Raw genomic sequence first — 11,917 nt, 5'->3', positions numbered from 1 at the left:
CTGATGCGCTGGATGCTGTTGTTGTTCATTGGCATGAGCCTGCCGGCCTTGGCCGACCTCGAGTACTCGCTCAAGCCCAGGCTCATTGCCCAGGACACCTGGTTGCTGGAAGGCAGCACCGACAACTTCGCCAAGGGCAACGGCGGCAACATCGTCAACACCGCCTTCATCGTCACCGAGCGCGGCGTGGTGGTGATCGATACCGGGCCCTCGAAGCGTTATGGCGAAGCGATGCGCCAGGCGATTACGGCGACGACCGACAAGCCGGTGATCGAGGTGCTGTTGACTCATCACCATCCCGACCATGCGCTCGGCAACCAGGCCTTTACCGACGTGCCGATTGCCGCGCTGGCGGGGACTACGCAGTTGTTGCGTCAGCAGGGTGATGCCATGGCCGAGAACATGTACCGGCTGGTGGGCGACTGGATGCGGGGCACCGAAGTCATATTGCCAACCCGGACGCTGGAGCCGGGCGTGCACAGTTTTGGGAATCACGATTTACGCGTGCTGAGCCTGGGTGGGCACACCGGCGCGGATCTGGCTATTCTCGACCAGAAAACCGGCGTGTTGTTTGCCGGGGACCTGGTGTTTTATCAACGAGCACTGACCACGCCCAACAGCCCGGGGCTGGCGGTGTGGCTGGCCGACATCGCCACGCTTGAAGGCCTGCCCTGGACGCTGATCGTGCCCGGCCATGGCCCGCTGGCAACCGACGCCAGGCCCTTCGAACAGATGCGCGACTACCTGGGGTGGCTCGACCAGCTGATGCGCGACGGCGCGGCCAATGGCAGCGACATGTCGGAGATGATCCGCAGCCCCATTCCCGAGCGATTCGCCGCAATCAACCTGAGCCGATATGAGCTGATTCGCAGCGTCAGTCATCTGTTTCCCCGCTACGAGCGGGCCCAAATGACCCGAGTGGATTCCACCCCAAACAACTGAATACCACTCACCACCTGATCTTCTGTGGGAGCGAGCCCGCTCGCGATGGTCGCCAACGATAACCCTGGAAACCTGACACCCGGCGGCGGTCTCCCGTCCATCGCGAGCAGGCTCGCTCCCTCATTGGTTACGCGCTACGACCCCGTACTAAGGAACTACAAATCTCCACACTGCGGGCAATTGTTGCCAGGGCCCCGGCGACCAAGAATCTGCACCAGACCGGGAAATTTTCCCGGGTATAACAAAAAACCGCAGAGGCAGCCGTCATGACCCAACCCGCACGTCGCCAACCCTTCGTCTTGAGCCTGTTGCTCAGCGCCATGCTGCTGTCCGGCCAGGCGCTGGCGGCCGTCACCGACCAGGAAATTCTCCAGGACCCCAAGAACCCGGGGCAGATCGTCACCAACGGTCTGGGCGTGCAGGGTCAACGCTACAGCCCGCTCGATACGCTCAACGTCGACAACATCAAGGATTTGCGGCCAGTGTGGGCCTTCTCCTTCGGTGGCGAGAAACAGCGTGGCCAGCAAGCGCAGCCAATGATCAAGGACGGCGTGATGTACATGACCGGTTCCTACTCGCGGGTGTTCGCGGTGGACGCGCGCACCGGCAAGAAACTCTGGCAGTACGACGCTCGCCTGCCCGACGATATCCGGCCCTGCTGCGACGTGATCAACCGCGGCGTCGCGCTGTATGGCGACCTGGTGTTCTTTGGCACCCTGGACGCCAAGCTGGTGGCGCTGAACAAGGACACCGGCAAAGTGGTCTGGAGCAAGAAGGTCGCCGATCACAAGGAAGGCTACTCGATCAGCGCCGCGCCCATGGTCATCAACGGCAAACTGATCACCGGAGTGGCCGGTGGCGAATTCGGCGTGGTCGGCAAGATCGAAGCCTACGACCCGAAGAACGGTGATTTGCTGTGGACTCGCCCTACGGTCGAAGGTCATATGGGTTACGTCTACAAGGATGGCAAGCCCGTAGAAAACGGCATTTCCGGCGGCGAGGCGGGCAAAACCTGGCCGGGCGACCTGTGGAAGACTGGTGGCGCAGCGCCGTGGCTGGGTGGCTACTACGACCCGGAAACCAACCTGCTGCTGTTCGGTACAGGTAACCCGGCACCGTGGAACTCGCACCTGCGTCCTGGCGACAACCTGTACTCGTCCTCGCGCCTGGCGCTCAACCCGGACGACGGCACCATCAAATGGCATTTCCAGAGCACGCCCCACGATGGCTGGGACTACGATGGCGTGAACGAGCTGATCTCGTTCAACTACACCGAGGGCGGCAAGGAAATCAAGGCTGCCGCCACCGCTGACCGCAACGGTTTCTTTTACGTGCTGGACCGCACCAACGGCAAATTCATCCGCGGTTTCCCGTTCGTGGACAAGATCACCTGGGCGACCGGGCTGGATAAGGACGGTCGGCCGATCTACAACGAAGCCAGCCGACCGGGTGCACCGGGCACCGAAGCCAAAGGCAGTTCGGTGTTCGTCGCCCCGGCGTTCCTCGGCGCGAAAAACTGGATGCCGATGGCCTACAGCAAGGACACCGGCCTGTTCTACGTGCCGTCCAACGAGTGGGGCATGGACATCTGGAACGAAGGCATTGCCTACAAAAAAGGCGCGGCCTTCCTCGGTGCCGGTTTCACCATCAAGCCACTGAACGAAGACTACATCGGCGTGCTGCGCGCCATCGACCCGAAAACCGGCAAGGAAGTCTGGCGTCACAAGAACTTCGCGCCACTGTGGGGCGGGGTGCTGACCACCAAAGGCAATCTGGTATTCACCGGCACGCCGGAAGGGTTCCTGCAGGCATTCAATGCCAAAACCGGCGAGAAGGTCTGGGAATTCCAGACCGGCTCCGGTGTGCTCGGCTCACCTGTGACCTGGGAAATGGACGGCGAGCAGTACGTCTCGGTGCTGTCCGGCTGGGGTGGCGCGGTGCCGTTGTGGGGCGGCGAAGTGGCCAAGCGCATCAAGGACTTCAACCAGGGCGGCATGCTCTGGACCTTCAAATTGCCGAAGGACCTTGTGGCTAAGCACTAATCCAGGTTCACCACATCCCACAGAGTTTTCCACCCCATCGGGATTTGTGGGCAAACCTACTACCAAATAACGAGAGCCCCCCTGCCAACGGCGCATTCGTCTGGCACCTGGGGCTCTCTACTATCGGTTCATCGCCTGTTTGCCCGACAGGCATCGACCCAGACAGAGGCCCACCATGATCTACGCACAACCCGGAACACCCGGCGCCGTCGTTTCCTTCAAGCCGCGCTACGGCAATTTCATCGGCGGCGAGTTCGTTGACCCGGTCAATGGCGAGTACTTCACCAACACCTCGCCGGTCACCGGTGAAGTGATCGCCGAATTTCCGCGCTCCAGCGCCGCCGATATCGACAAGGCCCTCGACGCGGCCCACGCGGCGGCGGATGCCTGGGGCAAGACCTCGGTGCAGGACCGTTCGCTGGTCCTGCTGAAAATCGCCGACCGCATCGAGCAGAATCTGGAAATCCTCGCGGTTACCGAAACCTGGGACAACGGCAAGGCCGTGCGTGAAACCCTCAATGCCGACGTACCGCTGGCCGCCGACCACTTTCGCTATTTCGCCGGGTGCATCCGTGCCCAGGAAGGCGGCGCCGCCGAGATCAACGAACTGACCACCGCTTATCATTTCCACGAGCCTTTGGGCGTGGTCGGACAGATTATCCCGTGGAATTTTCCATTGCTGATGGCCGCCTGGAAACTCGCCCCGGCCCTGGCTGCCGGCAACTGCGTGGTGCTCAAGCCCGCCGAGCAAACGCCACTGTCGATCATGGTGTTTGCCGAACTGATCGCCGATCTGCTGCCAGCGGGTGTGCTGAACATCGTCCAGGGTTTCGGCCGCGAAGCCGGTGAGGCCCTGGCCACCAGCAAGCGCATCGCCAAGATCGCGTTTACCGGGTCCACTCCGGTGGGCGCACACATCATGCATTGCGCCGCCGAGAACATCATTCCAAGCACCGTGGAACTGGGCGGCAAGTCGCCGAACATTTTCTTCGAAGACATCATGAACGCCGAGCCGCAGTTCATCGAAAAAGCCGCCGAGGGCCTGGTGCTGGCGTTCTTCAACCAGGGCGAAGTCTGCACCTGCCCGTCCCGGGCACTCGTCCAGGAGTCGATCTACGAGCCGTTCATGGCCGAGGTGATGAAGAAGATCGTCAAGATCAAGCGCGGCAATCCGCTGGACACCGAGACTATGGTCGGCGCCCAGGCGTCCGAGCAGCAGTACGACAAGATTCTCTCGTACCTCAAAATTGCCCAGGAGGAGGGCGCGCAGCTGCTCACCGGCGGCGCCGCCGAGCGCCTTGAAGGCGACCTGTCGACGGGTTACTACATCCAGCCGACCCTGCTCAAGGGCCACAACAAGATGCGGGTGTTCCAGGAAGAAATTTTCGGTCCGGTGGTGGGGATCACCACCTTCAAGGACGAAGCCGAAGCCCTGGCGATCGCCAACGACAGCGAATTCGGACTCGGTGCCGGCCTGTGGACCCGCGACATCAACCGTGCCTACCGCATGGGCCGGGCGATCAAGGCCGGCCGCGTGTGGACCAACTGCTACCACCTGTACCCGGCGCATGCCGCGTTCGGCGGTTACAAGAAGTCCGGTGTGGGCCGCGAAAATCACAAGATGATGCTCGACCACTACCAGCAGACCAAGAACCTGCTGGTGAGCTACGACATCAATCCGCTGGGGTTCTTCTAACCCCCCGCGCCTACCTGTAGGAGCGAGCTTGCTCGCGATGGTCGCCAAGGACAACGCCGGGAAAATGATACCCAGCGTTGTTCTTGCGTCAATCGCGAGCAAGCTCGCTCCTACAGGTTTTGTGTAATCCAGCCGCCGCGCAACACCCCCTACCAACGCACCCCGCCACCTCCTTCGAAAGTAGCATTCGGTCACCTCCCGCCCCGTGCATTAATGGCTTTACCGGAATTGCCCGGCACAAGAAGAGGATTGACCCATGTGGCATAAACCCGCGTTTACCGATCTGCGCATTGGCTTCGAAGTGACGATGTATTTCGCCAACCGTTGATTGTTCACCCGGCCAGCCGTCGTGTTGGCCGGGCCTGCCTTCTGGAGCATTGTTCATGCACATCCGCGTTCTTGGTTCGGCTGCCGGCGGCGGTTTTCCGCAGTGGAACTGCAACTGCCGGCAATGCGCCGGCGTGCGCAACGGTACCCTGCGGGCGCAGCGGCGAACGCAGTCCTCGATTGCCCTGAGCGACAACGGGGTGGACTGGGTGCTGTGCAATGCTTCACCGGATATCCGCGCGCAGCTGGAAAGCTTCGCGCCGCTGCAACCGGCTCGACAACTGCGCGACACGGCGATTACCGCCGTGGTGCTGATGGACAGCCAGATCGACCACTGCACCGGCCTGTTGAGCCTGCGCGAAGGCTGTCCGCATACCGTGTATTGCACCGGCCGGGTCCACGAAGACCTGAGCAGCGGCTTCCCGCTGTTCGGCATGCTCGAGCACTGGAACGGTGGCCTGCAGTGGCAACCGCTCGGTCTGGACCGCGAACCCTTTCAGATCCCGGCCTGCAAACACCTGCGGCTGCGGGCGATCCCACTGGTGAGTAACGCACCACCGTACTCGCCCAACCGCGGCAATCCGCAGCCCGGCGACACCATCGGCCTGTTTATCGAAGACCTGCAAAGCGGCGCATCGCTGTTCTACGCCCCGGGGCTCGGGCAGGTCGACGCTGAGGTGCTGGGCTGGATGCAACGCGCCGATTGCCTGTTGCTCGACGGCACGTTGTGGCGCGACGACGAGATGCGTGTGTGCGAAGTCGGCCAGAACTTGGGCAGCGACATGGGCCACCTGGCCCAGAGCGGGCCTGGCGGCATGCTGGAAGTGCTGGAAGGCTTTCCCCGCCAGCGCAAGGTGCTGATCCATATCAACAACACCAACCCGATCCTCGATGAGGACTCGGCGGAACGGGCGTTGCTGGAGCGGCGGGGGATTGAGGTGGCTTTTGATGGCATGGACATTGTGCTGTAGCCAATGGCCCCATCGCGGGCAAGCCCGCTCCCACAGTGGATTTGCGGCACACACCTCTCCCTGTGGGAGCGGGCTTGCCCGCGAAGAGGCCAAGCCAGATACCACACCGCTTCCAGGATGATCCCAATGACCGACACCCCAATGACCCCCACCGAATTCACCGCCGCCCTGCAAGCCAAAGGCGCCTATTACCACATCCACCACCCCTTCCACCAAGCCATGTACGCCGGTCGTGCTACCCGCGAACAGATCCAGGGCTGGGTCGCCAATCGGTTTTATTACCAGGTGAACATCCCCCTGAAGGACGCTGCGATCCTCGCCAACTGCCCCGATCGCGAAGTGCGGCGTGAATGGCTGCAACGCATCCTCGACCACGACGGCGTGCCTGGCAGCGAAGGCGGCATCGAAGCCTGGCTGCGTCTGGGTGAAGCCGTGGGGCTCGATCGCGAACAGATTCTCTCCCAGGAACTGGTACTGCCCGGCGTACGTTTTGCCGTGGACGCCTACGTCAATTTTGCCCGGCGCGCCTGCTGGCAGGAAGCAGCCAGCAGCTCCCTGACTGAGCTGTTCGCGCCGCAGATCCACCAATCACGTCTCGACGCCTGGCCGAGCCATTACCCATGGATCGACAGCGCCGGCTACGACTACTTTCGCACCCGCCTGGGCCAGGCGCGTCGGGATGTCGAGCACGGCCTGCGCATTACCCTGGCGCACTACCTCACCCTGGAGGGGCAGCAACGTATGCTGGAAATCCTGCAATTCAAGCTTGATGTATTGTGGAGCATGCTCGACGCCATGAGCATGGCCTATGAACTGCAGCGCCCGCCTTACCATAGCGTGACCACGCAGAACGTCTGGCACCGGGGGATTGACCTGTGAACGGGAGCAAACCGCAACCCGGTCCACCGCTGTGGCTGCTGGCGGAGCTGACCTATCGTTGTCCACTGCAGTGCCCCTATTGCTCCAATCCGCTGGATTTTGCCCGGCAGGGTGCGGAGCTGAGCACCGAGGAATGGATTCGCGTATTCCGCGAAGCGCGGGAGATGGGCGCGGCGCAGCTCGGCTTTTCAGGAGGCGAGCCGCTGGTGAGGCAAGACCTGGCCGAGTTGATCAAAGCCGCGCGGGACATGGGTTACTACACCAACCTGATCACCTCCGGCATCGGCCTGACCGAGCAGAAGGTGCGCGACTTCAAGGTTGCCGGGCTGGACCATATCCAGATCAGTTTTCAAGCGGCCGACGAGGCGGTCAACAACATGCTCGCCGGTTCGCGCAAGGCCTTTGCGCAGAAGCTGGCCATGGCCCGGGCGGTAAAGGCCCAGGGTTATCCGATGGTGCTGAATTTTGTCACCCATCGGCACAACATCGACCAGATCGACCGCATCATCGAGCTGTGCCTGGAGCTGGAAGCGGATTTCGTCGAGTTGGCGACCTGCCAGTTCTACGGCTGGGCCGAGCTCAACCGGGTCGGGCTGTTGCCCACCCGTGAGCAGTTGCAGCGCGCCGAGCGCATTACCAACCAGTACCGCGCGCGTCTCGAGGCCGAAGGTCATCCCTGCAAGCTGATCTTCGTCACGCCGGATTACTATGAAGAACGCCCCAAGACCTGCATGAACGGCTGGGCCAACCTGTTTCTTGACATCACCCCGGACGGCACCGCACTGCCATGCCACAGTGCCAGGCAGCTCCCGGTGGCCTTCCCCAATGTGCGCGAGCACAGCATCGAGCACATCTGGACCGACTCGTTCGGCTTCAACCGTTTTCGTGGCGACGACTGGATGAAGGAGCCTTGCCGCTCCTGCGATGAAAAGCACAAGGACCTGGGCGGGTGTCGGTGCCAGGCGTTCATGCTGACCGGCGATGCCGAGAATGCCGACCCGGTGTGCAGCAAATCGGCGCATCACGGCGTTATCCTCAAGGCCCGGGACGAGGCCGATGCGCCCGGGCTGGGCATGGAGCACCTGACGCTGCGCAACGAAAAGGCCTCACGCCTGATCTACCGCGGATGACAACCATGCACAGGCCCCCGTAGGAGCCGGCTTGCCGACGATGGCGTGCGCACAATCTACGCAAGGCTTCAGGGCCTCATCGCCGGCAAGCCGGCTCCCACAAGGAATCTGTTGTCATTTCAGCCTTTAGCTACCCATTGGTCTGATTGCATTCACCGCCGGATGGGGTAGTGTGGCTTTACCTTCCAAAACAATAAAAACACAGGCTTTCCAATGAGCCAAAGTCTCAGCCAGCTGCGTAAATTCGTTTCACCTGAAATCATCTTCGGTGCCGGTTGCCGGCATAACGTCGGCAACTATGCCAAGACCTTCGGTGCGCGCAAGGTCCTGGTGGTCAGTGACCCCGGGGTGATTGCCGCCGGGTGGGTGGCCGATGTCGAGGCCAGCCTGCAGGCCCAGGGCATCGACTACTTTCTCTACAGCGACGTGTCGCCCAATCCCCGGGTCGAAGAAGTCATGCTCGGTGCCGAGCTGTACCGGGAAAACCACTGCGATGTGATCGTCGCCGTGGGCGGCGGCAGCCCGATGGATTGCGGCAAGGGCATCGGCATCGTCGTCGCCCATGGCCGCAACATCCTCGAGTTCGAAGGGGTGGACACCATTCGCGTGCCGAGCCCGCCGCTGATCCTGATCCCCACGACCGCCGGCACCTCGGCGGATGTTTCGCAATTCGTGATCATCTCCAACCAGCAGGAGCGCATGAAGTTCTCCATCGTCAGCAAGGCGGTGGTGCCGGACGTGTCGCTGATCGACCCGGAAACCACCTTGAGCATGGACCCGTTCCTGTCGGCCTGCACCGGCATCGATGCCCTGGTGCACGCGATCGAGGCTTTCGTGTCGACCGGGCACGGGCCCTTGACCGATCCCCATGCGCTGGAAGCCATGCGCCTGATCAACGGCAACCTGGTGCAGATGATCGCCAACCCCACGGACATTGCCCTGCGCGAGAAAATCATGCTCGGCAGCATGCAGGCCGGGCTGGCGTTTTCCAACGCGATCCTCGGTGCGGTGCATGCGATGTCCCACAGCCTGGGCGGTTTCCTCGATCTGCCCCATGGCCTGTGCAATGCGGTGCTGGTGGAACACGTGGTGGCGTTCAACTACAACTCGGCGCCGGAGCGTTTCAAGGTCATCGCCGAGACCTTTGGCATCGACTGCCGTGGCCTCAATCACCGACAGATCTGCGGGCGTCTGGTGGAGCATCTGATCGCGCTCAAACACGCCATCGGCTTCCACGAAACCCTCGGCTTGCACGGCGTGCGCACTGCCGATATTCCGTTCCTCTCGCAGCACGCCATGGACGACCCGTGCATCCTCACCAACCCTCGCGAGTCCAGTCAGCGTGATGTCGAGGTCGTCTATGGCGAAGCCCTCTGACGAGCAGCAACGGGCGCTGGCCGGGCTGCTGGGACTAGGCAGCCACTCGGCGCGCAAGAGCCACTACCCGGAGCTGGCCGCGCGCCTGGAAGAGCTGGAAGCCGAACGCAATCGCTACAAATGGCTGTTTGAAAATGCCGTGCACGGGATCTTCCAGGCCAGCCTGCTCGAAGGCATGCGTGCGGCCAATCCGGCGCTGGCGCGGATGCTCGGCTACCAGGATCCCCAGGACGTGTTGTTCTCCCTGGCGGACCTGGCGAGCAACCTGTTCGTCGGCGGCGCGCAGGAGCTGGCCAATATTGGCGAGATCCTCAGGCACCAGGGCAGCCTGCACGGCTACGAAACCCAATTGCGGCGCAAGGACGGCAGCAGCCTCGACGTGTTGATGAACCTGTTGCTCAAGCCTGATCAGGAAGGCCTGGTGGAAGGTTTTGTGGCCGACATCACCGAGCGCAAACTGGCCCAGGAGCGCCTGCAACAGCTCAACGACGAACTGGAACAGCGGGTCAACGCGCGCACCGACGAACTGCTCGAGGCCCGGGACGCCGCCGAGGCCGCCAATCGCAGCAAGGACAAGTACCTCGCCGCCGCCAGCCATGACCTGCTGCAACCGCTCAACGCCGCGCGCCTGCTGATCTCGACCTTGCGCGAGCGCAAGTTGCCCGACATCGAGCAGGTCCTGGTGGAGCGTACCCATCAGGCACTGGAAGGCGCCGAAGACCTGCTCACGGACCTGCTGGACATTTCACGGCTCGACCAGGCCGCCGTCAAACCGGACATCGCGCTGTATCGCCTCGACGAGTTGCTTGGCCCCCTGGTATCCGAGTTCCAGTCCGTGGCCGAGGCCGACGGCCTGCACCTGCGCGTGCACATGGGCGACTACGCGATCCGCACCGACTTGCGCCTGATGACGCGCATCCTGCGCAATTTTCTCAGCAATGCCTGCCGTTACACCGACCAGGGCAGCATCCTGCTGGCGGCCCGGCCCCGGGGCGAGATGCTGCGCCTGGAGGTGTGGGACACCGGGCGCGGGATTGCCCCGGACCGCCTGGATTCGATTTTCCTCGAGTTCAACCAGCTGGATGTCGGCCGCGCTGCCGATCGCAAGGGCGTCGGGTTGGGGCTGGCGATTGTCGAGCGCATCGCCAAGATTCTCGAGTACCGCGTGCAGGTTCATTCGCTGCCGGGGCGTGGTTCCAGATTCAGCATCGAGGTGCCCATGTCCCGGGAAGTGCCACTGCCGATCAGCCTGGCGGTGCCGCAGCCGGGCACCGGTAATCCGTTGCCGGGGCGTCGTTTGCTGGTGCTGGACAATGAAGTCAGCATCCTTGACAGCATGCGGGCGCTGCTCGGGCAGTGGGGCTGCGAGGTGGTGACGGCCACCGACCATGCCTCGGCGTTGAGCGCACTGGCCGGGCGGGCGCCGGAGCTGATCCTGGCCGACTATCACCTGGATCACGGGGTGGTGGGCTGTGAAGTGGTCAGGCACTTGCGCGAGCATTTTGCCCAAACGATTCCTGCCGTCATCATCACCGCCGATCGCACCGATCAATGCCGTCGCTCATTGCGGCGCCTGGATGCACCGCTGCTGAACAAACCGGTGAAGCCTGGCAAGTTGCGCGCGGTGCTCAGTCAGTTGCTGGGGTAGGGCAGCGCGCGATACTGCAGGCTGAAACCCAGCTCGGCAGACTGACCTTGTGCCAGCAGGCGCAAGCCCGGCCGCCCGGGCAGGTGATGGGCATTGACCGGGTGGCTTACCGGTTCGATACAGAAGAATCCCAAGCCAACCGGGCAATACAGCAGGTAATAATCGCTGCCGCTGGCCTCGCACTGCAGTTCGTAGCCCAGATCCGGCTGCTGGATCAGGCAGTGGCCGTCCCATTGGCAGAAACCGTTGTCGACCAGGGTATTCGGCAGCGCTTGCAGTTGCTGAAAATCCCATCGGTCGGGGATCGAATCGATTCGGGTAGGCAGTCTGGACGCGTCGCACATCCAGACCTGTCGGGCAGTTGCCTGCAGACGGGTGCCGGCGGTGCGCGGCAGATAGGGATGCAGTCCCAGCCCATGCCACGCGGCACGCTCGGCCAGGTGCGTAACCTGCACCTCGATACTCAGGCGGCCCTCGCTCAAGTGAAAGCGTTGCCGGGCGCGATAGGCAAAGGGGATGCTGCAGTCCAGCTGCAGCACCACTTCATCCTGCGTGTGGGAAACGACCTGCCATGGCTGTTGCCAGGCACTGCCGTGGATGGGTAGCGGGTCGGTGAGGCTGTTGGGCGCCAGGGCAAGCCAGCCATCGGGGCAGTCGAAACCGCCTTCGGCGATCCGGTTGGACCAGGGCACCAGCGGGAAGCAGCCGAGCTTGCCCGGCAGGCCGGTGTTCAATGCCTGCGCATCGTTGTGCCGCAGCAATGGCTGGCCGGTACTGCGTACGGTCCAGTTGACGATGCTGCCGCCGAGTTCGGGGGCGAGGGTCAGGTGGGTGAGTTCGTCTTCGAGTTCGAGCAGTGTTGGCGCCATAGCCGTTAACCTGTCTGAAAAACACCGAGATCCCCG

Annotated in this window: 10 protein-coding genes; 9 read left to right on the top strand and 1 reads right to left on the bottom strand. The window is 62.7% G+C overall.

Annotated features, from left to right (window positions below; genetic code table 11):
* Nucleotides 1–3 precede the first annotated feature (3 nt).
* The 9 genes from HYI44_RS00255 to HYI44_RS00215 all read left to right on the top strand — a co-directional run bounded on the left by HYI44_RS00255 (nt 4) and on the right by HYI44_RS00215 (nt 11,012).
* Entirely contained in the window at nt 4–942 is a 939-nt protein-coding gene (locus HYI44_RS00255) for a quinoprotein relay system zinc metallohydrolase 1 (RefSeq protein WP_201148084.1), read from the top strand.
* Nucleotides 943–1,208: 266 nt separating this feature from the next.
* The gene (locus HYI44_RS00250) at nt 1,209–2,984 is read left to right on the top strand and encodes a PQQ-dependent methanol/ethanol family dehydrogenase (RefSeq protein WP_122839613.1); all 1,776 of its coding nucleotides are present in this window, start codon (nt 1,209–1,211) and stop codon (nt 2,982–2,984) included.
* 175 nt (nt 2,985–3,159) lie between these two features.
* On the top strand, nt 3,160–4,680 hold the full coding sequence (locus tag HYI44_RS00245; protein WP_225568446.1) for an aldehyde dehydrogenase family protein: 1,521 nt from the start codon (nt 3,160–3,162) through the stop codon (nt 4,678–4,680).
* 256 nt (nt 4,681–4,936) lie between these two features.
* On the top strand, nt 4,937–5,008 hold the full coding sequence (gene pqqA / locus HYI44_RS00240; RefSeq protein ID WP_081499480.1) for a pyrroloquinoline quinone precursor peptide PqqA: 72 nt from the start codon (nt 4,937–4,939) through the stop codon (nt 5,006–5,008).
* Nucleotides 5,009–5,063: 55 nt separating this feature from the next.
* Nucleotides 5,064–5,978 carry a pyrroloquinoline quinone biosynthesis protein PqqB gene (gene pqqB, locus HYI44_RS00235; RefSeq protein WP_225568445.1) on the top strand — a complete coding sequence of 305 codons (915 nt, stop codon included), beginning with the start codon at nt 5,064–5,066 and terminating at the stop codon, nt 5,976–5,978.
* 126 nt (nt 5,979–6,104) lie between these two features.
* Entirely contained in the window at nt 6,105–6,857 is a 753-nt protein-coding gene (gene pqqC, locus HYI44_RS00230; protein WP_122839616.1) for a pyrroloquinoline-quinone synthase PqqC, read from the top strand.
* A complete protein-coding gene (gene pqqE / locus HYI44_RS00225; RefSeq protein ID WP_225568444.1) occupies nt 6,854–7,987 on the top strand; it encodes a pyrroloquinoline quinone biosynthesis protein PqqE in 1,134 nt (377 codons plus the stop codon). Before pqqC ends, pqqE begins: the two co-directional genes overlap by 4 nt.
* A gap of 213 nt (nt 7,988–8,200) precedes the next feature.
* On the top strand, nt 8,201–9,364 hold the full coding sequence (ercA, locus tag HYI44_RS00220; RefSeq protein ID WP_045060453.1) for an alcohol dehydrogenase-like regulatory protein ErcA: 1,164 nt from the start codon (nt 8,201–8,203) through the stop codon (nt 9,362–9,364).
* Nucleotides 9,348–11,012: a NahK/ErcS family hybrid sensor histidine kinase/response regulator gene (locus HYI44_RS00215; protein WP_225568443.1), complete on the top strand. Its 1,665-nt coding sequence runs from the start codon at nt 9,348–9,350 to the stop codon at nt 11,010–11,012. The genes ercA and HYI44_RS00215 overlap by 17 nt, the downstream gene beginning before the upstream one ends.
* On the opposite strand, the gene HYI44_RS00210 is transcribed toward HYI44_RS00215, so the two are convergent.
* Nucleotides 10,997–11,881 (bottom strand): aldose 1-epimerase, encoded by an 885-nt coding sequence (locus tag HYI44_RS00210; RefSeq protein ID WP_225568442.1) that lies wholly within the window; start codon nt 11,879–11,881, stop codon nt 10,997–10,999. The two genes, HYI44_RS00215 and HYI44_RS00210, sit on opposite strands and share 16 nt — an antisense overlap.
* Nucleotides 11,882–11,917 lie beyond the last annotated feature (36 nt).

The organism is Pseudomonas sp. Y24-6 (assembly GCF_020295325.1).
In the GTDB taxonomy this organism is placed as follows: domain Bacteria; phylum Pseudomonadota; class Gammaproteobacteria; order Pseudomonadales; family Pseudomonadaceae; genus Aquipseudomonas; species Aquipseudomonas gregormendelii.
This window is presented reverse-complemented; position numbering and strand designations above follow the sequence as displayed.